Here is a 23,673-nt window from a genome sequence, read left to right on the forward strand (position 1 = left end):
GTCGATGCCCTCCTGTCCCCGGCGTCGTGGGGAGGGTGTAACTCCCCACGCACCAAGAGAAAAGGCACGGGCTGACCTATCCTTGCGAGGTGTGGACAAAGCCGCGCGTTTGTGGAACCCCTTGTCACCTCTTCGGGGGAGGAGGGAATCATGGGCTACCTGCCATTCCAACCAAGCTTGCCAGCGGCGAAAGACCGTTGAGCGAAGGGCCCACCAAAGTTGCCATCATCGGTGGCGGGTGCGCAGGGATGACGGTCGCCTGGGAACTGACCAAGCCAGAACTTGCCGGGGCGTACGAGGTCACTGTCTACCAGGAGGGGTGGCGGCTTGGCGGGAAAGGGGCTTCCGGCCGCGGTCCGAGTGGCAGGATCGAGGAACACGGGCTCCACATCTGGCTGGGTTTCTACGACAATTCGTTTCGCATGATGCGCGAATGTCATGCGGAACTCGAAGCGGCTGGTCTGGGCCATGTCTACGGCGACTGGCGCGATGCCTGGACGCCCGAAAACGACATCGCACTCTGTTCGACAGGCGAAGACGGCACATTCCAGAAATGGACCGCGCACATGCCGCCGCGGCCGGGACTGCCTGGTGATCCCCTGCCACCCGACCTGGTCTTCAGCCTGCCCTATTACCTGTCGCGCGCCTTCGACCTGTTTCGTTCGCTGGTGCTGGACACGCGAGTTGATGGTGAAGGCACCCTGTCGGGACTTGATCGACCACCGGAGGGAGCAATCAAGGCGCGGTTGCTTTATCTCGCCAAGTTGGGCGGCTTCGCAGGAGCAGCCGCATTGGCCGAGGGACTTGGCGTTCTTTCCGCCTTGGTTCGCACCATGACGCCAGAAACTGCGGACAGCCTCCTGCATGCGGCCCAGGGCACACTCGATCGCCTGCGCAACTGGATCGAGGACGAATGGATCGCCGACGATCCCAATCGCTTCCTGTGGGAGATTGCCGACCTTGCACTGGCCTCTACCGTCGGACTGATCCGGTTCAACGCGCTCTCGCACCCGCGTGGACTGGAATCGATCGACGACTACGAGTGCCGCGAATGGATGCGGATCAACGGCGCATCGGTTCGCGCCCTGCAGTCCCCGTTCATGCGTGGCCTCTATGACCTTGCGATGGGCTATGTGCATGGAGACCCGGACCAGCCGGCGATTTCCGCTGGGCAGGGACTGCGCGGCACGATGCGCACGTTCTTCGGGTATCGCGGTGCATTCATGTGGCGGATGCGCGCAGGCATGGGGGACGTGGTTTTCGCACCGCTCTACACGGCGCTCAAGCGTCGTGGCGTCCGCTTCGAGTTCTTCCACCGCCTGACGGACATGGGTCTCGGCGAGGGCAAGGACCATGTCGGCAGTTTGACCTTCGACGTCCAGGCAAGGGTTGCCGGTGATGAGGAATACAAGCCGCTGATCCCGGTGAAAGACAGGCCCTGCTGGCCATCCTACCCGCTGCTCGACCAGCTGAGGGAGGGCCGGAAAATCGAGCGCGAAGGCTGGAACCTCGAATCCCACTGGGACCGGCGCAAGGCAGGCACCCGCACGCTGGAGGTAGGTGAGGATTTCGACCTTGTCGCGCTTTGCGTCGGCCTTGGTGCGGTGCCTCATGTGGCAAATGAGCTTATCGAACACGACCAGCGTTGGCGGGGAATGGTCGACAATGTCAGCACTGTCGCGTCGCAAGCGTTTCAGGTTTGGCTCGATGAAGATATCGAGACTCTCGGTTGGGATGGCCCGGCCTACATTACCGGTGCCTCGGCCAAACCTTTCGACACCTGGTGCGACATGGCGCATGTCGTGCCGGAGGAAGGATGGAAAAGGCCGCCTGTGACATCGGTCTATTTCTGCGCAGTCCTTCCGGAGCCGCAAACGCCGCCCTCTGACAAGGACCGCGACTATCCGGCACGTCGTGCCCAGGAGGTACGCCGGAATGCCGAGGAATACCTGACTGGTCCGATGCGCGAAGTCTGGCCAGGCGCTTTCGACGCCTCGGGCGGATTCCGTTGGGAAATCCTGAAAGCACCTGACGACGGTACCATGAAGGCTGAACCGAAGGGACGCGAACGTTTCGCGACGCAGTACTGGCGAGCCAATGTGAACCCTTCGGATCGCTACGTGTTGCATAAGCCCGGTAGCCATCGGCACCGCATTTCACCGCTCGAAGTGAGCTATGACAATTTGACAATCGCAGGCGACTGGACCGATAGCGGATTCCATTCAGGCTGCGTCGAAGGCGCGGTCATGTCGGGGTTGCTCGCTGCACACGCCTTGTCGGGATCGCCGAGGCTGGAGGACATCACCGCTTATGACCACCCCTAAGAGCAAGTCGCCCAACAAAGCCCGTTCCAAGAAGCCGGAACCCGCGCGCACAAACGCCATCCGGTCCGGTGTCAGGGCCCAGGCGGCAAACGCCAAGCGCGCCGATTCTGAGGAGCGCGACCACTCGAAGGATCCGGCGATCGACGAGGCGGTCGCAGATGCGGTTCGATCAAGCTACGACACGCTTGCCAAGACCATCGCCCAGGGGCGCGAAGCGGCGGAGAAGTTCCGCCAGGGCCAATACAACATGCGCCAGGTCCCCCATGACGTGGAGACGATGATCCTGCGGTTGCTCGACCTGGCACGTCAGTTGAGCGGGACCACGATCGATATCGTCGAACAGCTTCTGCACCAGATGACCGCAGTTGCGACTTTGCCGGAGCCCGGTGCCACCAAGGTGCCGTCATTTCGTGAACACGGGAAGGGCAAGCACAAGGGACATGGGGACGAAGCTTCAGGCCTTCTGCTCACTGTCCGGATCAAAGGCGCGAAGGAGGGTGCGAAGGACCAGCACGCCATGCTCCAGCGACCGAAGAAGCCTACCCGACCGGAACAGCTTTCAGTAACTCCGCTGACCACCCGTGATGGGAAGGCAAAACTGCCTGGCAAAGTCGAATTTTCCTTCGACGTTTCCATCATGGGCCTGGTCGCCACGGTTCCAGTTCCTTCCGGACAGCCTGCGGGCACTTATGTCGGTCAAATCTATGCCGGCGACCAGGACGAGCCCCTTGGTCTGATGGTCCTGAAGGTCGGCTGATGGCCACGAGGGGGCAGGACCGGTTGGAGATGATCCACCCCTCGCTCCCGCCGGACGGACTGCTTGCCCGTTACTCGGCCGCGACTAAGGGACAATTGCGACGCTACCTCGAGAACGACAGCCCCGAGCCCTTTCTCGACCCGCTGCTGGCGGAATACCCCGATCGCGGCGGCAAGATGATGCGTCCGGCGATCTGCATCGCCAATGCCCGTATCTTCGGCGAAGCACGCGAAGAGGTCTATCGCTGCGCAGCGGCCGTAGAGCTGCTCCACAATGCCCTGCTGATCCACGACGATGTGCAGGACGGCAGCGACATGCGGCGCGGACGACCGACCCTGCATGCTATCCATGGCATGCCCTTGGCAATCAATGCCGGCGACGCGCTGCTGTTCACCGCCTTCAGGCCATTGCTCGATGCGGTACGCACCATGGGATCCGATGTCGGACGACAGGTGCTGGATGTTACGATGACGATGGCTCGCCAGACTGCCGAGGGGCAGGCGCTTGAGCTGGGTTGGCGCGACCGCAATGTTACCGACCTTGCCGAGGCGGACTACTTCCGCATGGCGCTGAAGAAGACCGCGTGGATGGGCATGATCTGGCCCGCGCAACTGGGCCTGATCGTCGGCTCGTGGGGCCGGGCCGATCCGCAGCGCGTGATCGGCTTCGGCCATTTCCTGGGCATCGCATTCCAGATTGAGGACGACCTGCGCAACCTTTCTGAGGACCCCGGTTACGGCAAGGAGCAAAACGGCGATCTCTACGAAGCGAAACGTACGCTCATGCTCGTTCATGTCCGTAACGCTGCATCGGTGAACGAGAGGAAGCGGATCGATACTTTCCTCGGCCTGACACGTGATCAACGCACGGACGCAGACGTTCTCTGGCTGGCCGCACTGATGGAGCGCAAAGGCTCCATCGCTTACGCACGAAAGGTTGCAGCCGCCATGGCCGGCGCTGCGCTTCAGGAGTTCGAACAGGCCTACGGCGACATTGGCGATTGTGAGGATCGCCAGTTCCTTGCCGGGCTGGTGCGCTGGGTGTTCGACCGACCATGAGGGGGCGAGTGATCCTCTATGGTGCAAGCGGCTATACCGGCCGCATGATCGCCGCGCAGCTGGACGAGGTCGATGAACTCGTCGTGGCGGGCCGGAACGCGGCCAAGGTTGAAGCCGTGGCTCAACCTCTCGATCGCGAATGGTGCTCTTTCGATCTCTCGGATCGGGCAGAGACAGTGTTCGCGCTGTCAGGCGCGGACATCATGCTCAATGCGGCAGGGCCCTTCGACCGCACGGCCATGCCGCTGATCGACGCATGCCTTGCGACCGGAACCCACTACCTCGACCTCGGTGGCGAATGGCCGGTATTCATCGACATTATGGCACGCGATGAAGAGGCGCGGGCGGCAGGAATAATGCTGCTGCCCGGTGTAGGGCTGACCATCGCAGCGACAGACTGCCTGCTTCTGCGTGCGGTCGAACTTTGGCCCGATACTGCCCAGCTCGACCTTGGGGTCTCGCGTGCTCAGGTCGTGTCCCGTGGCAGCGCTACGAGCATGTCGGGTCTTGTCGCGCCGACCGCGTTGATTTGCCGTGATGGGGAGCTGTGCGAGGTTCCTTCTGGGAGCTTGGCGAAGGCATTCGATTTCGGCGAGGGCATGAGCGAGGCCGTGGCGATGAGCTGGGCGGATGTCGTTACCGGCCATTTCACCACCGGAGTCCCAAACGTAACCGTCTACAACGAGATGCGCTGGCACGAACGCGCGACATATCGCGGTACGGGTCTGGGGATGGGCTTTACCGGGAGAAATGCCTTTCGTGCGGTCGGAGGACTGATCACCCGAGCTTTGCGCGAAGGTCCGCCGGAAGTCGCGCGGGGTTCGGCCCGCTTTAGCATGGTGGTGGAAGCGCTGGACCCTTGGCGACGGCCAAGATTGCTGCGCCTGGAGACGCTCGATGGATACGGTGCCTCGGCCCGTATCGCCGAAGAGGTGGTTCGCCGGGTCCTTGCGGGAGAAAGTCAGCCGGGCTTCAACACGCCCGCACGACTAATGGGGTCATCGCTTGTCGAAACGTCGGGAGCCGGTGAATTCGAGACGTTGAGCGGGAGGAGCGCGGCGTGAGGCCCAACCACAGCCCCGAATACGTGCAGTCGGACAACTCGCTCGACGTGGCGCCGCCCTATTTCTTTCCCAACGTGGACGTCCAGGGGTTCGTCATCGAGGCGGACCTCAAGGCGGTGCAGAAATATTGCGACGATTTCCTCAACCTGGGCACGCGCGAGGAGCGGGGGTTCGAGTATCGGGCCGTGCCCGCCTGGCCTTTCGCCCAGCTCCTGTTCCTGCATTATCCCGTGATGATCAGCGCTGCGCCCGACGTGGTCAAAGGGGGGAATGGGCGTGATTCGGAAAATCCCATTCCGAGTTCGAACCCCGATTTCATCGTGCCGATGGCGGATCGTGGAACCACCAGCCAGAACGAGGTCTTCGCCGCAATTCCGGTGATGCGCTACGGAGTTGGTCCAAAGGGATTGCTGGTCGAATCCGAACTCGAATGGATTCTGCCGTTCATCGTCGTGGACCAGCCCTGGTCGTGCGTCTGCGGCCGCGAAATGCTTGGCCTCGGCAAGATGATGTCGCGCATCGATATCGGTCCGGGCTACCTGCCGGGTAGCTTCCTCGGCGAGGTCCACATGCCGGGCTGGGACGGGAATTCTCCCGAGATGCAACACGACCTTCCGTTCCTCTATGTCCAGACCGGACCCGCTTTGCCTACTTTCCGCGCGACCGAGCCGCTCAAGTCGCTGGCCACCGCATTCCAGGCCAAACCGGTCCGCTGGGCATTGGAAAAGATCGCGGGCCTGTCCAATTTTGTCGACGATGCGTCACTCGGCCTGGTCCCGACGACCATGCAGACCGTTGCCCTGAAGCAGTACCGGGATGCCGTCGACCCGGAGTGCGCTGTCTACCAGGCGCTGGTCGGTTGCCGTTCGAAATACTCCGAGATCAGCAACCTCGATTTCTACGACGAGCGGGATATCTGGGTCATGTTCAACTACGTCGGCAGTTTTCGCGAGGCCGTCGACGTGATCCTCGGCGACGAGTTAAAGAAGCCGCTGGTGGTCTATCCGGAGCTGGACAAGACCGTGTCGATTACCGGGCGCATGGCCAAGGTCGTAGGCGCCTTCAAGTTCTCGGCCAATGTCGATTTCGATGACATGCGGGTTCTGCACGAGTTCGATATCCGCAAGGACAGGAAAGAGGGCGGCCACGGGCAAGTGCTGAAGCGAGGGTCGAGCGACCTCACGGCACGCTGGTTCCGCCCGCTCAAGGGCTTCTTCGGGCCGAGGCCGATGCCATGACGCGCTTCATCGAATCCTTCACGACCCGACACATGCTGACCCCGTGGACTACGAAGGCGGCGCAGACCTGGCTGTTTCTGGCGGCGGTCCCTGCGAAAAAGGTCAGGAATTATCTCGAGCATTTCATGAATTCCAAGGGTCCGGACCGCGCGAAGTATCACTACGAGGTCTGGGCCGAGCCTTCGTTCGGCTTCCTCACAGTGGTCGATCACGGCGATTTCAGGAGCCTGCATGAGAGCGAAGACCCCGAGCGAACGCTGAAGCACCGCGAAGTCATCTGGACATTTCCGGCAGCGCGTTATCGCAGGACCGACGACAATCTGCTGGTCGAGCGGACCCTGGTCTGGGTGCAGCCGTTCTATTTCGACAACAACAGCTACGTCACCTTCTCCAGCCGCGAAATCTATGGTGGCGAAAAGGGCATGGCCGACGTGCTGATTGCGGAGGGCTCGACCGGGCAGGACTTTCATATGGATGTCGACCTGCATGGCTTCTCCACATACAACCCACGCTCGCAGGTTCGCGATCTGGGGGGCATGCATATTCGTGGGGGTCCGATGGTGACCGACCCGCCTGCACAGTTGCGAAGTGGTGAACAGGCCGATCCACCGAAGGGGAGCGACGGACCCCCGGGAAGCACCGTCGGACCTCCGTTGCCGTCAATGAAGGAACTGCTCGACCAGGATGCCGAGGTGCGCAAGTTCCTCCTGACGTTCAGCAGTATCCTTCCGCCGGAATGGTCCATCGACAAACCGGGTGAGCATTTCGAAGTGCCCGAGATCGAGCTGAATTCCGTGAAGCAGTATCGCGATGCGAACGACAGCTATCTGGCCGCCTACAGGGCGCTGGTCTCATCGCAGGTCAGCCATTCGAACCTGGATGGCTTCAAATGCCTGCCGAAGGAGCGCGTCGACGTCCGCTTCATGTGGTCGGCCAGCTTCAGCGAACAATTGACCAACCTCTTCGGCCTGGAGCGACCGAAGGAGGGTGCGGGCCAATCGGGACATCTGGGTAAGGGGATGCATATCGACGACGTCGGGATCGACTGGGATTTGCCCGCCGTAAGGTTGGACGTCCGGCTGGCCGTCTACTTCACTTCCGATGCGCAATTCGATGTGATCAAGGTCCTGCACGCCTATGGCGACAGCCCCAATTATCATCACATGCTGGTGGATTCGAAAATCAGGCCTGAGCCGTCACCCGCTTCCGGACCTCGTCCTTGAAGTCATAGGGTAGCTCGCTGATCATGTCGGGCCACTTGTCGCTTTCCACCCAATAACGGCACAGGCCCAGCCGGTCGCAAAGGTCTACGAACCGCGGCAGTTCGCGCATCTGGCTCCAGGGGCCAAAAATGGTCCCATGAAAATAGGTCCCGGCGCGATTTCCTTCGGGCTGGAATATGAAGTCGTAATTGGCCTTCTCGGCCATATCGAGCGCCTCTTCGGGGAAACCAAAGACGCTGATGCCAGTGATGATGTTTATCGGGACGGTGCCGGTCGCCTCCAGCAGTTCCTGGTAGCGCGCGATGCGGCGTTTGGCCTTCTCGGGGTCCTTGGACCGAACCGTCAGCGAGAATGCGCGCGATGCCTTCAGGTCGACTGCCTGCCAGCCGTCGAACTTTTCGATGTCGTTGACCACTTCGTCGAAATCGTCCCACAGCTCGGTCGTGCCCGCCATGTTCAGCAGGGCCATCAGCATCCCCGGATTGTCCGGCCACCGCCGGTACAGTTCACGATGGAGCTTCATCGAGGCCTGGGGTTCGCCGACATAGGCCAACATCTGCGCGACCTGGATCGCGGCGGCCGGTAGCATCGGATTGAGCTCGAACGCCCGCTCGGCCAGCGCGATGCCTTCGCGGGCGCGGCCAACCGACCAGTAGAAATTGCTGAGTTCGGTAAGGACGAAGGGGTCGTTGGGCGAAGCCGCAAGCGCCTTGTCGAGCAACTCTTCGCGCTTGGTATACGCACCCCAGGGTTCGAGCAGGGCAAGGGCAAGCAAGGCGCGGGTCCGGTTGGGATCGAGTGACAGCGCTTGCTCGGCTGCCTCGCGCGTCCTTCTTGCTCCCTCGGAATAGGATATGCGCGAGTGACCCGACCGCAATTCGGTCGCACGTGCCGTCGCCAGCATCTCCCATGCGGGTGCGAAATCGGGACGGGCGTCGACGACCTTTTCGAGCAGCGGAATCGCCTTGAATGCGGAATCGTCAAACACCGAATCCCCACCGGCGAGGTGTGCCTTGGCGCGCAGGAACCGTTCGTAATCGATGGAGGAAAGCGGGCGTTCCGCCACCGCCGGTTCAAGCGCCACCTTCAATGCCTGCGCCACGGATTCGGCGATTTCCTCCTGCAGCGTGAAAACATCGTCGAGAGTACCGTCGAAGCGATCCGCCCAAATGGCCGAGCAGCTCGAGCATTCCACGAGCTCGGCCGAAATCCGGACCCTGTCGCCCCCTCGCCGGACCGTGCCGTCGAGCAGGTGCGTCGTACCGAGTGCGGCCGCTACGTGGGCGGTTGCCTTGTCGGCGCCGCGGAACTGGAAGCTGGATGCGCGTGCGACAATCTTCAGCGAGGTTGCGCGCGCGACCGTGCGCTGGATTTCATCGGACACGCCGTCGCAGAAATAGTCGAGGTCGGGGTCGGACGAGAGATTGTCGAAAGCGAGGACGGCGAGGACGTTTTCCGTCGGGCCTCGTTTCGGCTTTTCCTGCTTGAAGGCGGCGACCGCCTCGACGGGGTGAATGGGACCCGTCCCCCGCCCGGAAAGTTCGGCCACGCTATCGAGGATCTTGCGCCACGCGGGATCGTCCGCATCGCCTTCCCAGTGCGAGAGCATCTCGCAATGCATGCGGTTGAATGGAAGCGGCGGAAGTGCGCCGTCGACGCTCATCTGCACGAGCTTGTCCGAATTATATGCCATGTCGGCCTCGGCGGGGACCCAGCGAGAGGCGCGTGCATCTTCGGACCACAGCACCAGCACTGCGGATGCACCACGTAACTGGTCCTCGATCACGGTCGAAAAAGCCCGATGCGCGGGCAATTCGTCGTCGATCCAAACCGAGTATCCCGCTTCCTCCAGCGCACGCGCGGCACGGCGAGCGTGCGCCTGTGTCGACCTGGCATAGGAAACGAATACATCCGTCACCGGGAAAGTGCCCCCTCTATCGAGACTTGCCCGATGATAGGGTCATGCTGGAGCTAATACAACTTGTCCTAATGAAGGGGGACGCCTGCGCCTGCAGAAATGTGGCCCAGTTTGCGTTCGAAGAGGACCAAGAGCCGGTCCGCCCAGTCTTCCGGACTCAGGGCCAGGCGGCTGGCAATCGCGTGCCCGGCCTTGCTCATCCGTTCCACGGCAGTGCGATCGCGTGAAATCCTGTCGAGGATGGCTGCAAGAGCTCCGTCCTGGGCCGGGTCGAAGGCGAGGCCGAAACCCAGCCGCTCCGCATCTGCCGCCAGATAGGCCCGGTCGGAGACGATCACGGGGACACCGCTGGCCGCGGCCTCGATGATAACGAGGCCGAAGGGTTCCGTGACCCGGCTTGGCACCACCACTGCGCGGGCATTGCGGGCGAGAGCTCTCAAGTCGGAACGGTCGCACCATCCCGCCAGCCGTACGCCGCGCGCACGATGCCGCAGGCTGCCAAATAGCTCGCCAGTGCCCGCCAGTGTCATCGGCACGCCGCTCTGCGCAGCGGCCTCGGCAGCGATATCTGCCCCTTTGTCCCGGCTGAGTCGCCCGACGAACAGGAAGCCGGCATTATCCTCTGCCCGCACCCGGCTCTCGGTCCATGGCTCGACCGGATTCGGCAAGACCGCAAGATCTCGCCCGGCAAATCCGCCTTCGACGAACCGGTCGCGCATGGCCTGATGGATGAAGGTGAATGTCGCCTCCGACCGGGCAAAACGCGCAAGGCGGACGAGATTTGCGTGACGAGCGGTTCTCCATAGCTTGTGCAGCCGACTGCGACGGTCGCAATCGGTCGCGATGCAGCGAGCGCTCATTGGCCGCAGTTCGCACGGCTGTGTCCGACGGAAGTCGGTAACCCCACCATTGGGGCACAGGTTGAAGAAGTCATGGCAGGTAACGACAAGCCGGCTTTCGACCGGGCGCAACGCCGCGAAAATTGCGGGCGATAGGATCTGTGACCAGTTGTGCAGGTGGTAAACGGTGCGCGGTGTGTCGTAATTGGCTATCCAGGTCGACAGCCGCGCGCTGGCATCGCGGTTGTGAAATCCCTGAAGGATCGCCGTGCTGGCTGGCAGATCCAGAAGCGGACGTCCGGTAGCACCGGCATGCTCGATCCCCTTGTCCGAGATCGCGTCGAGATCGCTTGCACCGGAAAAGAAGGTCACGGGGACTCCGCGCGCTGCGAACTCCCGTGCTGCCAGGGTCGCAAGCGTGCCCGCCCCACCTTCGGCATGGGGATAGTCGTGGAGCACGACTACCCGGTCGATCGATCCTCCGGGATCGCTCCGTGGAAGGATCGCATGGGCGTTCACGCCGCGCCCCCCATGCGTTCGCGAACGTCGAATATGACCTGGTCGCCCAGCCTGTCGACATGATGGATGCCAATGACCCCGGGATCGAAGTCGGGCAGGACGTGGCGCGTGGAGCGTTCACGGTATTCATCCCTGCCGACCGTTTCGATCTTCATGATGCGCAGGCCATATCCATAGGTCCCATGCGAATTGTCCTGGGCCGGGCGGTAGAGGGCATCGCCGATCCGATGGATGCGACCGGCATTCCTCGCCATCCGCGAATCGAACACCACCGGATTGAGCCTGTGCGGCTCAACCCAGGCGAGGTCCGGCCCACTGGTGCGGTAGAGGTGAAGTTCGGAACTCACGTCACCGAATGGGTCGCTCGCCATGTTGGCAAAGATCCACCAGTCGCCGTCGAGCTCGAGCAGGGCGGAATCTGCAATCATCGAATCTTCGAGCGCGGTAGCGTGCAGTTCCCACTGATCCGGGAAACTCACGCAACGCCAGATTTCCAGCCGCCGCATGGCACAGCTTTCAGGCATGACGAACAACTCGCCCCCATGTTCGATGGGGACGGGAAAAGACAGGTGGTAACCGGGGTCGATGGCGCTGCGTATTTCGACCACCCGATCGTCTTCAAGGCGGCCTGCCCAGATCGAACCGTGACGTTCGGCATAGTCGTAGCGTTCGAACAGGCACCATTTCTCGCCATCGCGCTCAAGCAGGAAAGGGTCGGCGTAATAGCTGTTGTCGTCGGGGCGGGTCGCTTCTCCGTCTTCGGGTGCGAACCGTAGCAACGAACCCTCCCGCTCGATCCGCAGATGGAACATTCCCGGCCTCAGGCGCAGACGCTGGGCCAATTCGTCGGTTGCTCTGCCGACGACCGCAGCCATCACACCCGACAGGTAACGGATGAATTCGCGCGCAGAAGGTGCGGCGGGGGACACGAAGAGCGCACCCTCGCGCCCCTGTCCCGGCTTGCGATCGCGCGCACAGCGGCGCAGTTCACGCAGGATCAGCGCGACCGACTTCTCCTCGAGAAACCAGGTGTTGCGTGCAGCAAGGAATTTGCCGTCGACCGCCGCCGAAGAAATCTGCGACGGCACCGGCTGTTGCGAGGTTCGCCGGAAGAGGTTGATCGTGCTGACCGGGCTGCCTTCCAGCAGGGGGCGAAGTCCTGCTGCTCCCGGAATCGTGCACGTGGCATCGGTGAACCAGACGCCGTGCGTCGCTGCAGATGCTGGCACGGTGAGGCCGTAATCGCCTGCCAGGTCCAGAAGAACCTCGGGTTTTGTTCGTGCAAGCGACACCTCGTCGCCCGATGCCACATGAGGCACCGTGTTCAGGTTTTCGTGCCATTCGTCGAGATTTGCAGGTGGTCTGCGTGCGGCGATCGCAGTTTCGACACGCTGGAGCATCCTGTATGCCCAGCCAGCCTCAACTTTCTTGCGTGGCGCAGCCGGACCAACCACGGCGCAAAGCTGTAATGCCGGATCGTCTGAGATTCCCGAAACTAGCCGAGCAATCCAGGTCGGCGGATCAGCCAGATCGCGGAGGATCAACGCAATCCGGAGGCGCTTTCGAGACGGCATCGTTCAGTGCGTCCAGGCGGGCTGAAGGCCCAGTTCGTCAGCCAGCCGTTCTATCTCGCCCAGCGTGCGGTCCTCCACCAGCACGCCATCGGCATGACTGCGGGCGATCTCGCTCCATCGCGCATCGCCGGGCAGGCGCGCGCCTTCCGGGGCGTCCTCGGGGAGGAGCCAGCGGCACAGCATTTCCATGCGCGCGCCGAACTCTTCGATCGGCATCCACCTGGCGATGTCGATGGCCAGCATGAAGTGGCCGTTCGCCCCGGCGCGGTCGAGATCGTGATACATCGAGCGCACTTCGCCCCCGATCCCGGCGCCGGTCAGGACGCCGCTCAGGATCTCGACCATGATGGCAAGGCCGAAGCCCTTGGCTCCGGCGGCGGGAAGGAGGGTGGCGGCCGCTGCTGATGCGGGGTCGAGCACGGGCGCACCCTCGGCATCGATCGCCAGCCCCGGCTCCAGCGGCGTGCCGCGCGCCATGGCCTCGCGCACGGTCGAACCTGCCAGTGCGGCGGTCGACATATCGACTATGATCGAGCGCTCGGCATCGCGCGGCGCAGCGAATGACAGGGGATTGGTTCCCAGCGCAGCGCGTTTGCCACCATGCGCCGCAACCTTGGGAAAGGAATTGCTGAGCGCGATGCCGATCATGCCCCGCTGCGCGGCGAGCTGCGCATAGTAGGCACCGGCTCCGTAGAAATTGCTGTTGCGCACGCCGACCGCGCCGATGCCCTGTTCGCGTGAGATTTCGCAGGCCCGGTCCATTGCGAGCTTGCCGGCATGGTGACCGAAGCCGCCATCGGCATCGAGGAGGGCGATCGTCGGTGCCTTCTGCTCGAAACGCGGTTCGCATGGGCACTTGATTGCCCCGCTGCGGACACGCGCGAACATGATCGGCAGGCGCTCGATACCGTGATTGCGACGTCCCGCCATATCGCACCAGGCGAGATTATCGGCGAGAGTTTCCGCCTGCGCCGCATCGACGCCCGCACCTGCGATCAGGTCGCCGAGGGCACGGCGATAGGTGGCAAGGTCAATCCGCATTCAATTGCGCTCTCCGTACCGGATCGAAAATCTTGCCAAGGGCACGCCCGAACACGCCGAGGGCCTCGCTGATACCAGGCTTGGGATCGTCGAACGAAAAGAACGGCAGGACGACGGATTGCGAGAAAATGCTCCGTACCCAGCCGGCGAAGGTCAGTTCGCCGCGCTGGTGGAGCTGGCGGAAAGCCATGAAATCGCGGGCCGGGTCCCAAAGGCGCAGCGCCTGGGAATAGTTCTCGATGCGGGGAACCTCTTGTCCGGTGAGATGGCAATAGATCGCCAGGTCGATCGGTGCGCCGCCCTTGATGATCAGTGGGTGCCCTGCGGTAAGGCGGCCATTGACTTCGATGATCTTGAGCTGCCCGTCGCGCAGGTCGCGCTTGAACTCCACGTTGCCGATGCCCTGCCAGCCAATGGAATCGAACAGCTTCCAGCCCATTGCAGCTGTTTCCGGAAGCCATTCGGACTGGTGAAAGCAGGCGCCGCCGCGATTGACCGGCCAGCGCCGGATAATGCTCTTGGTATAATCGTAGAGCGAGCGCCCGGAGGGCGTGCGGTAGGTGTAATAACTCGACAACAGGCTGTCAGGGCCAGGGATCATTTCCACCAGCAGCACGTCCTGTCCGTGTTCGTTGCACAGGGCGACCTTTTCCGCGACTTCGTCGATGCTGTCGTTGATGATGAAAAGCTTGCGTCCGAACTTCTCCATGAAGCCGACCGACGACAATGGCTTCACCATGACGGGAAAGCGCAGTTCGTCACGCAGCTTGTAGACGTCCTCTGCCGAATGGATTTCCCAGAATGCAGGGGTGGGAATGCCGGCTTCGCGCGCACGGACAAGCGTTTCGTACTTGTCGAGCATGGCGTGGCGCAGGTCGGTTACGAATTCTTCCACGACATAGCGTTGGCGCAATTCGTCCTCGTAGTTTTCGACAAAGGTGAGCGATTCATCGCAGCCGACGAGGATGATGGCCCCCTGAAGTTCAGGGACGGCCCGCTCCAGCAGGAGGTCGCGCCAGAAATCTTCGGCCGGCCTTGGTTCAGGCACGGGAAACGCCTTCGCACAGTGGCGCGAATGCATGGCCCTGCAACCGCTGTGGCCGCTGACATAGACCGTGATGCCTGCGCTCCCGAGGCTGCGCACGGCCGCGAGGGTGCTCGCCCCGCCGCCCAGCAGCAGGACCGGGCGCGATGTGTCGAGGTTGCTCAAAGTTCCATGGCTCCATGACCGGTGGTGAAAATGTGATCGAGAATGCGCGGCGCCACGTCGGCGGCCTGCGCGAGATCGGAGACGAGATAATGATGGTGCAGACCTGCCCCGACGTTGACTTCGTTGAATACGGTATCCGGGTGCGCCGGCGGCGCCGAGATGTCGGTCGCGGTAACGTCGAGACCGGCAAGCCCGATGCCGAAATCGCGGGCGATGCGGGCGCCGGCTGCGATAATGTCGGGATGGACCTCGTCGCGGACGACATGGTTCTGTGCTGCCCCGTTCTCGTTGACGGCGAGCTTCACCTTGACCGACTGGCCTGCTGCGGGGATCGAGCCGGGATGCAGTCCAGCATGGTCGAGCGTGTTGCGACTCTCCATGTCGATCACCAGCGGGCTAAGCGCGGTGACCGGGGCGCAAGCGCGGCGACGTTCGTTTTCCTGGCGGGCCAGGTCGCGGATACTGGACCTGCCATCTCCCACCAGCCGCGGCGGATCGCGGCGGACCGCATCGATGAACTGGCCATCGAGGAACAGCAGGCGGAAACTCGCACCTGCGAGCTGTCGCTCCACCAGCAGTTGCGAGTGGAAGGCGGCAGCATGACCGGCTGCAGCACGCAGGCCCGCTTCGTCGGTGATCCCCGTGGTAACACCGTGCCCACAGCCGGTCCCGTCGGATGGTTTTACTACCACTGGCCCCTTGGATTCGGAAAGGAAGCGCAACGCGACCTCAATATTGCCGATGCCGAAGCGAACGCTCTGAGGAGTGCGCAGCCCCTTTGCGGCGAGCCAGCCATATGTGATCGACTTGTTGAGCATGATCCGGTCGACGAGCGCGCTGTCGAGTGTCAGCGTAGAACGGTCGACAAAGGTAGAACGGCCGCGGCGCGAGATGCGGAAGATGCCGTTGGGCAGTCGCTCTATCCGTGCGCTCGCATCGGACGCCGCCTGACGCCACATTGCGTCATAGAAATAGGTGCGGACTTCCTCGAACCGGCGGCGCTCCATGATGCCGCCGAAATCGGCAATGCGCCGCTTGCCGCGAAGCCAGAACCGCTTCGCAGCCGATACAGGCGGGGGCGCATTTCCCGCATCCACCCGGGGCAGTGTCAGTTGCAGATCACGCACCCGTTCTCTCGCAGCTGGTCGTCCACCCAGTCGTTGGAGAAGTCACCCTTCTTCACGGCTGCGACATAGGAAGCCATGCGATCGCGGTTGTCCTGCAGGCGCGCGAGGATCACCGCCGCGAAATCGCGCGGGATTACCGCGATGCCGGTCGAATCCGCCTTTATGATGTCGCCGGGATTTACCACCACGCCGCCACAGCAGATGGGCGTGTTGATTTCACCCGGACCGCGATGGAGCGGACCGAAGGGCGTTACGCCTCTCGCGTAGACCGGCATGCCGCATTCGATGATCCCGTCGAGGTCGCGGATCAGCCCGTCGATCACGAAACCGGCGATGCCGCGATGCACTGCCTTGTTGGAGACGAGGTCCCCCAGCACCGCGTTCGACATCGCACCGCTACAGTCGACCACCACGATGTCGCCCGGCTTGGCGATGTCGAGTGTCTTGTGGATCATCAGGTTGTCACCCGGATAGAGCTTCACCGTGCAGGCGACACCGAGAAGCTCCTTGTCGTTGACCTGGTTCCGGATCGCTCCGTTCATGGCGTAGAGGCGGTTGAGAACGTCGGACACGTCGGCCGTTTCGAACTCGCGAAACCCTTCCACCAGTTCGGTCGGGAGGCGCGGGAAATCGGTGCGGATCATGAAGCCGGGGCCCGGGGTCATCTCCGATGATTTGGGCTTGGCACGCGAAATCGGTTGCTCATGCACGGCACTGTCCGCCGCTTCGCCCAATGTCGGGTGCAGGTGTTCGTCCAGGGTCATCACGATCTCGCTTTCCGGCCCCCACCCCGAGGCCAAGTCCGGGCACAGGAATGCGCAACCGGCAAGCATCACTATCCGGTCGCAGGCGCGCACACGGAAGCAAACATCGGTATGTCCTCCCTATTGGGTAGCTTGCGGCGCAGTGCGGGCGTGGAGCATCATTCTTTTGCGCCGCATCGGGGCAAATGGTTCGCCCGATGCGCAATGGGACCGTTCGCTGCGAACGCTATCCTGCAACGCCATGAATTATCACAGCACGAGCTTTGGCAATGGTTTGACGGTGACTGCGGATGTCGTGCGCCCTGCCGAACTCGACCCCTCCCTGCTTTCGGCGTGGCAGCAACTGCGGGCAGGGCGGTCCTGCTATTCGAGCCCGTTTTATGACCCCGCCTTCACACTTGCTGTCGGCGCGGTGCGCAAGGACGCCCGCGTTGCAATTTTCACGGCGGGTGGCGAAGTGGTCGGCTTCCTGCCTTTTCACCGCGTGGGGCGGGCGATCGCCAAACCTATCGGCGGTCACATCAACGACTACCAGGGTGCCATCCTGCGGCGCGATATCGACCATTCTGACCCGGCACTGCTCTCGGCTGCCGCAATAGCAGCATACGATTTCAATCACTTGCCTGCCGAATTCGCGGCTCGCTCGGCGACAGTCAGGGGCGGCGGGACATCGCCGGTGATGGACCTTGCCGGAGGATACGCAGCCTACCTCGCATCGCGCGGGAAGGACTTCCACAAGCGGCAGGCCCCACAGCGCCGCAAATTGCGGAAACTCGAACGCGAATTCGGCACGACCACCTTCGTGTTCGACAGCATGGACCAGGCGCATCTTTCCGCTCACACGCGAATGCGCAACGAGCTCTACCTCAGCATGGGCATGAAAGCGCAATTCGCAAAAGGCTGGCAGGGGGAGGTGTTCGCGGAGCTTCGCCGCGCGAAAGCGGAGACCCTGCGCACTACGCTCAGCGTCCTATGCGCAGGTGGCGAGCCTGTCGCAGCCCATTTCGGGATGATCTCGCTGGGCGTGCTCCATTGGTGGTTCCCGGCATACGACGCGAGGGCGTCCCGATGCAGTCCGGGGCTCTCGCTCCTCGAGGCATGTGCCGAACAAGCACAGGCGGAAGAGGTCTTTGCCATCGATTTCGGCCGTGGCGATGAAGCCTACAAGAAACATTACGCGACACGCGAAGTCCAACTGTTGGCCGGGTCTTTTACCCGCCCTGCGACCCTGGCTTCAGCGGTTCGCACCGTCGGGCAGCGCGCGCTCGATCCGCTCGAGCGACGCCTGCCGAAGTCGTTGAATTCGTACCCCCGTCGCATTGCCGACCGTTTGGTGACGGGCGTCGGCATACCCCGGTTCGGGTAGCGAGGCATCGATGGACTACCGCACCAATTATCACCTTCTACTCCGGAAGAGCATTGGCCCCCTGCTCGGGTGGGATGGATACTCCACGCCGATCGCCGCCGGCAGCGGAAGGGATGTCTGACATGCATGACCCTCGTGCAATTGAGGTGTTCCAGCCACAAGACGATGCCACGCCCCGGCGTCGCTTCTGGCTCCTGCTGGCGGCGGTCTTCGTTCCCTTTTCGCTATCCGGCCAGACAACGCTGCATTCCGGCGTTCGCGAGACGGACAAGGTAGACGTATCTGCGCGCATGCCGCCGCGGCCCGATGTCGCCAAGCTGCTCCGCCAAAGTGCAAGCAAGCTTGCCACGGGTGCCGCTTCGGATCCGCTAGGGATCGGCTCGGTCGGTGCGATAGCCAACCTGGCTGCTTCGGCAGCTGCGAACCCGTTCTACTTTGCCGGTTCGACCACCGACCTCGGGCGGGCGACCGAGTGTCTTGCCATGGCCGCGTGGTACGAGGCGGGGGACAATCGCGAGGACCAGAGGTCGGTCATGCAGGTTGTGCTCAACCGGGTGGCGCATCCGGCATTCCCGAACTCGGTATGCGGTGTGGTATTCCAGGGGTCTCAGCTTTCGACGGGCTGCCAGTTCACCTTCACTTGTGACGGCTCTCTCCAGCGCCGACGCCCCAGTGCTGCTGCGCTCGCACGGGCGCGGCAGGCTGCGCTGGCGGCGCTTGAAGGATCGACTTATGCGCCGGTCGCCCAGGCAACCCACTACCATGCCGATTATGTCCGCCCGTGGTGGGCCGGATCGATGTTGCAGCTGGCCAAGGTCGGGCGACACATCTTCTACAGACTTCCGGGCCGGGGCGGAGTTCTCCCTTCGCGGCAAGGCGTCGCGGGTGGGGAGCAGGACTTCGTCTACCTGGTCGCCCGCTCGAACAAGCCTGGCGAGGCGGGTACGCCCGGAGAGGTTGGCGAGGCGGCCGGTCCGACGATCGAATATGCCACTTCCTTCGCGATGGGCGATGCAGCGCCGGCTGCCGCCCCGCGTGTCGTCTCGAATGCGGAATTCCTCCAGCTCGACCCGGGCTCGGCCAACGGGCGATGGGCAATCTCGGCCATGGCGCGGTGCCAGGGAAAGGTGAATTGCCAGGTGTTGGGATATGGCGACGCAGGTGCGCTTGAGGCCAGTCGCTCCCGCCCGTCTAGCCAGCGTGAGCGTCCGCTCTTCCTGTTCCTGCGGGATGGGTCGTCAGGGATGGATGTGGCGCTGTGGGATTGCCAGCGGGTCAGCCGACCCGACGCCTCGCAGTGCTTGCCGGCTTCCGGACCGCAACTGGACCGGTTGATGCGGGAGAGGTGAGGGCGGGTACCCCGGGGGAGTAGGGTGCCACGACCTCCAAGTGCAAAATCAGGCTGCGATCATCGGTTCGCGGATGCCGCGAGAATTGGCCCAGAGGGCTGCCTGCGTGCGATTGCGTACATTGAGCTTGCGCAGGATCGCCTTGACGTGGACCTTCACGGTCGCTTCGCACACGTCGAGGTGACGGGCGATGACCTTGTTGGGGAAGCCCGCCATTAGGCAGCACAGCACTTCGACCTCGCGCGGCGAGAGATTGGCCATCTCGACCTCGCGCTCGGCATCGGAACCGTTGTGATAGTCGAAGCCCCGGCCCCCGATCAGGTCGACGAGATCAGACGGGATCACCTTCTCGCCGAGTGCCACCAGGCGGAACGCGGCGACGATGCGGTCGGACTTGCTCGACTTGATGATGTAGCCCTGCACACCCGCATTGAAGCACTCGATCACGACCTTCGGATCGTATTCGTCCGACAGCACGACGACGCTCATGGCGGGGTATCGCTGTTTCGCCATTTCGACGCGCTCGGCCTGTTTTTCGAGCGAGGGACAGTCGAGCAGCAGCAGCTGGTCGGAATCGCGATCGAGGTTGATGAGGTCGCGCACGCGCTCAACCGACTGCGTGACGACGAAGCCTTCCGATTCAAGAATGTGGGTCAAGCCTTCGCGAAAGATGTCACTTCCACTTACGAGGCATAGTTCCGATGACATTTGTTACCCCCAAGTCATGTAAAGCGTCTGCCAGAATGCCCACGGTCTTTTGCCGAAGTCATCCTCAAGTTCGCGACTCGAAGGAAATTACGATTAATAATGCTTAACGCGCCGACCCTGCGCAATTCCGATTCATCAAACCGGGGTCTGCAATTTCGAGTTATTGCGTTCTGTCCCGGAATGGGACACTATAACCGACCGGCCCGATGACGCAAGTCTTTCAGAAAAAGGCTTCTTCTACCCGGATCGTATCTCCAGGACCGATCAGAAGCGGCGAATTTCCAAGCTTTATGCGACGCGGTTCGGGCCAGCTGGCACGCCTCAGGACGACTTCCGACCGTGCCGCGCGCGGTGTGTAGCCCCCCGCCTTCGCAATCGCCTGCTCGACCGTCAGGTCGCCTGCATAGGGGTACTCGCCCGGAGCCTGGACCTCTCCCAGAATGAAGAAGGGCCGGTGCAGCGCCACGTCGACCGACACGCGCGGATCGTTGACGTAGCCGCCTTCGCTCAGTGCCGCGGCGATGGCCTGCGCCAGCTGCTCTGCCGACTTGCCCTGCGCGGGGATGGTTCCGAGCAACGGCAGCGAGAGCCCGCCGTCGAGACCGACGTCGTATTCGCCAGTCAGCGTGGGTTCGTCGAATACCGAGACCCTGATCTTGTCCCCGCCTGACACCCGATAGCCCTGGTTCATGGCCGCATTGGCGTCCGAAACCGCGATCGTGGGCAGGCTGGAAGCTGCGCAACCTGCCAGCAACATGACCGCCAGCGGTGCCGCCATCAGTGCCATAGCCTTCTTGAATCCCCGCCCGCTGCCGTTGGCATCATTGTCCGATCGTGACTGCATCATCGGTCTCGTCCTGCGCTGTAAATGTGTGCCCTCTCGAGCGGCACGAGGCGCCGCTCTCCGCCTGAATTCATAGGCGAAAGCAAAGGTGCTGGCACTTCCCCCTGCGTGGGGAATTCGGGGGGGCCTCGGGCGCGATAATAGTCCGTCAGGATAGAAGGGACTTAGTTCGGATGCTCGATTGTCTGGCACGACAATTTGGCCAATCGTCCACTTCATGGGGGATGCCGGCATCGCCGTTCGGGCGGAGGCAGGGCACCGGAACTGGACAATCGAGATGCTGAACCAGATGCGTATCTCCAACGAACGCGAATTTGAAATTGCCCTGCTCGATAGCGACCTGGACGAGGTCGATAGCGACGGTCGCCTGATCGTCGGCGCCTCGGCGAAACCGATGATGTTTGCCGATGGCCAGATGGGCGCGATGGATCGGACGCTCGTCACTTCGCGCCCTGCGGTTCAACCGCTGCCGGGATCGCGATCGGGCAACTTCGGCGATCTTGTCATGCGGGCGGTCGACATTGTCGCGGCGGCAGCAATGATCGTTCTCTTCATGCCGGTCATGGCGATCATCTGGGTGGCCCTGCGCCTGTTCGAGAAGGGTCCCGCCATCTTCGCGCACGAACGCATCGGTCGCGACCTCGCGCCATTTCCCTGTCTCAAGTTCCGCACGATGTGTGTGGATGCCGACGCGCGGCTCGAGGCGCTGCTATCGTCGGACGAGATGCTCAAGCGCGAGTGGACAGCCACGCAGAAGCTGCTGTGCGATCCTCGTGTCACGCGACTGGGCCGGTTCCTTCGCAACACCTCGCTCGATGAGCTGCCGCAACTCTTCAACGTATTGCGTGGCGACATGAGCCTGGTGGGCCCGCGTCCGATCGTGGCCAACGAGGTGCGCCGCTACGGTCGGCACGCGCTCGACTATGCCAGCGTCAGGCCGGGGCTGACCGGCTTGTGGCAGGTCACCCGGGACGAGACGACGAGCTATCGCCGCCGGGTGGCGACCGATGTTTTCTATGTCAGGAATCGCGGAATCGGCTTCGACTGCCGCATTCTTCTGGCGACGATTCCTGCGGTTCTGGGTGGGAACGGATGATGGCGATGCGCAGAGGGGCGGGCGACTACAGGACGAGGTACAGGAGCGCCCATGCCGACAGGGCAAGCGGCAGGGCGATCAGTGCGCCGCGGGCAAAAGAACCGCCGCGTTCTGATTCGCTTACTTCCACTTCAAAGGCGCCCAAGGGCTCTTCCATCGCAAAACGACCATCCAATCCGGATTGCACACTACTACTTTCGAACAGTCCGACAGACAAGGGCGCAACCCTAATGGTCAACAGGCCGACGACCCGTATGGTTCCCGATTCGCGCGCCGGTGCGGCGTTGGGAGGCGCAGGTATGCTGGTGCAGGACCTGATCCTGGTCGGGCGCTGGGTGCTTGGCGAACCGAAACGGGTGAAGAAGGGTGCCCGGTCACTCCGAATTGCGCGCGTGCAGGCACAGCGTCTGCGCAAGCGTCGGCGGCACTACCTGCGTTGGGGAGTGGCCCTGGCTGCGCTGACGCTGGCGCGTCCGGCCTATGCCCAGCAGCCCGGTGTCGTGACGCCGTTCGACCTGTTCGACCCGGAGTCCGGGGACGGCGTCAAGCTCGGCGAGAAGCTGCATCTCTACCCCCGCCTGGAGGTCGACGGCACCTTCGACAGCAACATCTACAACACCGAGAACAACGAGATCGACGATTTCGTCCTTTCGGTTCGTCCACGTTTCCTTCTCAAGCCTGACCTGGGGCGTCACAGCCTGCAGGTTTATGGAGGAGCCGAGTTCCAGCGCCACGCCGATGTCACATCCGAAGACAGCGACCAGTACGATATCGGCGGGCGGGCCGTGCTCGATTTCGCTTCGCGCACCGAACTGGCGATAGACGGCGGCTATCGCCACGGGATCGAACAGCGCGGTACGGCTGGGGATCAGTTCCTGACCGATCGCCCGGTCGAATACGATCGGGTCGAATTCGGAGCGCAGCTTCGTCGCACAGGCGGTTTCCTCGAGATGCTCGGCGAAGTCCGTCTTGCCGAGATTGACTTTGAGGACGCAACCCAGGGCGGCGTGCCTGTCGACCTGTCGGGTCGCGACGTATCGGTACAGCGGGCGCGTATCCGCGGTAGTGCTCCGAGCAGCGACCACACACGCATCTTCCTGGAAGTGTCGGGCAACCGCGTGCGCTACGAGCGGGACGATCCGATCTCGCGTGATTCCGATGGTTTCGCGGTTATCGCGGGGATGCGGTTGCTGCTCACCGATCTCATCCAGCTCGAGGCAGGTGGCGGCTACATCCACCAGGAATTCGACAACCCCGCGATCGAGAATGTCAGCGACATCAATTACCACCTGCGTATCGACTGGACACCGAAGCCGGATGTCGAAGTCACCGCTCTTGCGCAAAGGGTCGTCGAACCCAGCCCCCGAACCGACGTTCCCGCCATTGTCGCGACCGATTTCCGGCTGGAAGCGACCAAGGTCTTCGGCGACCGCCTGCTTGCCACGGCAGAAGTTGGTGCACGGCGTGAAGAGTACCAGGGCATCAACCGCTCCGACCTCAGGCTCCATGCGGGGCTCAGCGCGCATTATCGCCTGACCAACAATGTCGGCGTGATCGGTCGCGTCGGCTGGCGCCAGCAGGACGGCGGTGACTTCGGCCGAGACTACAGCGGCGTGTCGGCGACCGTCGGCGTCCGCATCCGAATGTAATCGTC

At 62.7% G+C, this 23,673-nt stretch carries 20 protein-coding genes; 10 read left to right on the forward strand and 10 right to left on the reverse strand.

Annotated elements, in window-relative coordinates; translation table 11 throughout:
- Positions 1-197: 197 nt before the first annotated feature.
- Genes IRL76_RS00605 through IRL76_RS00630 form a run of 6 tightly spaced genes read left to right on the forward strand, consistent with a single transcriptional unit; the run spans position 198 to position 7,664 of the window.
- The gene (locus tag IRL76_RS00605; protein WP_246449873.1) at positions 198-2,324 is read left to right on the forward strand and encodes an FAD-dependent oxidoreductase; all 2,127 of its coding nucleotides are present in this window, start codon (positions 198-200) and stop codon (positions 2,322-2,324) included.
- Positions 2,311-3,081: a hypothetical protein gene (locus IRL76_RS00610; protein ID WP_200982199.1), complete on the forward strand. Its 771-nt coding sequence runs from the start codon at positions 2,311-2,313 to the stop codon at positions 3,079-3,081. Before IRL76_RS00605 ends, IRL76_RS00610 begins: the two co-directional genes overlap by 14 nt.
- Positions 3,081-4,139, forward strand: a complete 1,059-nt coding sequence (locus tag IRL76_RS00615; protein WP_246449876.1) for a polyprenyl synthetase family protein — start codon at positions 3,081-3,083, stop codon at positions 4,137-4,139. Before IRL76_RS00610 ends, IRL76_RS00615 begins: the two co-directional genes overlap by 1 nt.
- Positions 4,136-5,203 (forward strand): saccharopine dehydrogenase family protein, encoded by a 1,068-nt coding sequence (locus IRL76_RS00620; protein ID WP_200982201.1) that lies wholly within the window; start codon positions 4,136-4,138, stop codon positions 5,201-5,203. The genes IRL76_RS00615 and IRL76_RS00620 overlap by 4 nt, the downstream gene beginning before the upstream one ends.
- Positions 5,200-6,441: a hypothetical protein gene (locus IRL76_RS00625; protein ID WP_200982203.1), complete on the forward strand. Its 1,242-nt coding sequence runs from the start codon at positions 5,200-5,202 to the stop codon at positions 6,439-6,441. The genes IRL76_RS00620 and IRL76_RS00625 overlap by 4 nt, the downstream gene beginning before the upstream one ends.
- Positions 6,438-7,664, forward strand: coding sequence for a hypothetical protein (locus IRL76_RS00630; protein WP_200982205.1), 1,227 nt, complete (start codon positions 6,438-6,440; stop codon positions 7,662-7,664). The genes IRL76_RS00625 and IRL76_RS00630 overlap by 4 nt, the downstream gene beginning before the upstream one ends.
- Here the strand turns inward: IRL76_RS00630 and IRL76_RS00635 are convergent.
- The 7 genes from IRL76_RS00635 to IRL76_RS00665 all read right to left on the reverse strand — a co-directional run bounded on the left by IRL76_RS00635 (position 7,624) and on the right by IRL76_RS00665 (position 16,656).
- Entirely contained in the window at positions 7,624-9,582 is a 1,959-nt protein-coding gene (locus tag IRL76_RS00635; RefSeq protein ID WP_200982207.1) for a TIR domain-containing protein, read from the reverse strand. The two genes, IRL76_RS00630 and IRL76_RS00635, sit on opposite strands and share 41 nt — an antisense overlap.
- 68 nt (positions 9,583-9,650) lie before the next feature.
- Positions 9,651-10,940, reverse strand: a complete 1,290-nt coding sequence (locus IRL76_RS00640; RefSeq protein ID WP_200982209.1) for a glycosyltransferase family 4 protein — start codon at positions 10,938-10,940, stop codon at positions 9,651-9,653.
- Complete coding sequence (locus IRL76_RS00645; RefSeq protein ID WP_200982211.1) at positions 10,937-12,340, reverse strand: glucosamine inositolphosphorylceramide transferase family protein; 1,404 nt, start codon at positions 12,338-12,340, stop codon at positions 10,937-10,939. Before IRL76_RS00645 ends, IRL76_RS00640 begins: the two co-directional genes overlap by 4 nt.
- Before the next feature lie 177 nt (positions 12,341-12,517).
- Entirely contained in the window at positions 12,518-13,555 is a 1,038-nt protein-coding gene (locus tag IRL76_RS00650; RefSeq protein WP_200982214.1) for an Ldh family oxidoreductase, read from the reverse strand.
- Complete coding sequence (locus tag IRL76_RS00655) at positions 13,545-14,765, reverse strand: carboxylate--amine ligase (RefSeq protein WP_200982216.1); 1,221 nt, start codon at positions 14,763-14,765, stop codon at positions 13,545-13,547. Before IRL76_RS00655 ends, IRL76_RS00650 begins: the two co-directional genes overlap by 11 nt.
- The gene (locus IRL76_RS00660) at positions 14,762-15,892 is read right to left on the reverse strand and encodes a hypothetical protein (RefSeq protein WP_200982218.1); all 1,131 of its coding nucleotides are present in this window, start codon (positions 15,890-15,892) and stop codon (positions 14,762-14,764) included. Before IRL76_RS00660 ends, IRL76_RS00655 begins: the two co-directional genes overlap by 4 nt.
- Complete coding sequence (locus IRL76_RS00665) at positions 15,874-16,656, reverse strand: RraA family protein (protein WP_200982220.1); 783 nt, start codon at positions 16,654-16,656, stop codon at positions 15,874-15,876. Before IRL76_RS00665 ends, IRL76_RS00660 begins: the two co-directional genes overlap by 19 nt.
- Before the next feature lie 241 nt (positions 16,657-16,897).
- On the opposite strand from IRL76_RS00665, the gene IRL76_RS00670 reads away from it, so the two are divergent.
- Both IRL76_RS00670 and IRL76_RS00675 read left to right on the forward strand, forming a co-directional pair.
- Positions 16,898-18,022 carry a GNAT family N-acetyltransferase gene (locus IRL76_RS00670; RefSeq protein ID WP_200982222.1) on the forward strand — a complete coding sequence of 375 codons (1,125 nt, stop codon included), beginning with the start codon at positions 16,898-16,900 and terminating at the stop codon, positions 18,020-18,022.
- A 122-nt stretch (positions 18,023-18,144) separates the two neighbouring features.
- A complete protein-coding gene (locus tag IRL76_RS00675) occupies positions 18,145-19,371 on the forward strand; it encodes a cell wall hydrolase (protein WP_246449878.1) in 1,227 nt (408 codons plus the stop codon).
- A gap of 48 nt (positions 19,372-19,419) precedes the next feature.
- On the opposite strand, the gene IRL76_RS00680 is transcribed toward IRL76_RS00675, so the two are convergent.
- Both IRL76_RS00680 and IRL76_RS00685 read right to left on the reverse strand, forming a co-directional pair.
- Positions 19,420-20,079 carry a response regulator transcription factor gene (locus tag IRL76_RS00680; RefSeq protein WP_200982224.1) on the reverse strand — a complete coding sequence of 220 codons (660 nt, stop codon included), beginning with the start codon at positions 20,077-20,079 and terminating at the stop codon, positions 19,420-19,422.
- Positions 20,080-20,299: 220 nt separating this feature from the next.
- On the reverse strand, positions 20,300-20,926 hold the full coding sequence (locus tag IRL76_RS00685; protein WP_246449882.1) for a polysaccharide biosynthesis/export family protein: 627 nt from the start codon (positions 20,924-20,926) through the stop codon (positions 20,300-20,302).
- A 214-nt stretch (positions 20,927-21,140) separates the two neighbouring features.
- Here IRL76_RS00685 and IRL76_RS00690 point away from each other — a divergent pair, with 214 nt between their 5' ends.
- Positions 21,141-22,019, forward strand: a complete 879-nt coding sequence (locus IRL76_RS00690; protein WP_343072306.1) for a sugar transferase — start codon at positions 21,141-21,143, stop codon at positions 22,017-22,019.
- A gap of 25 nt (positions 22,020-22,044) precedes the next feature.
- Here IRL76_RS00690 and IRL76_RS00695 read toward each other — a convergent pair whose 3' ends face one another.
- A complete protein-coding gene (locus tag IRL76_RS00695; RefSeq protein WP_200982226.1) occupies positions 22,045-22,236 on the reverse strand; it encodes a hypothetical protein in 192 nt (63 codons plus the stop codon).
- Between the two features lie 13 nt (positions 22,237-22,249).
- Between IRL76_RS00695 and IRL76_RS00700 the strand changes: the two genes are divergently transcribed.
- Positions 22,250-23,668 (forward strand): outer membrane beta-barrel protein, encoded by a 1,419-nt coding sequence (locus IRL76_RS00700; protein ID WP_200982228.1) that lies wholly within the window; start codon positions 22,250-22,252, stop codon positions 23,666-23,668.
- Positions 23,669-23,673: the final 5 nt, after the last annotated feature.

This window comes from Qipengyuania soli, from assembly GCF_015529805.1.
In the GTDB taxonomy this organism is placed as follows: domain Bacteria; phylum Pseudomonadota; class Alphaproteobacteria; order Sphingomonadales; family Sphingomonadaceae; genus Qipengyuania; species Qipengyuania soli.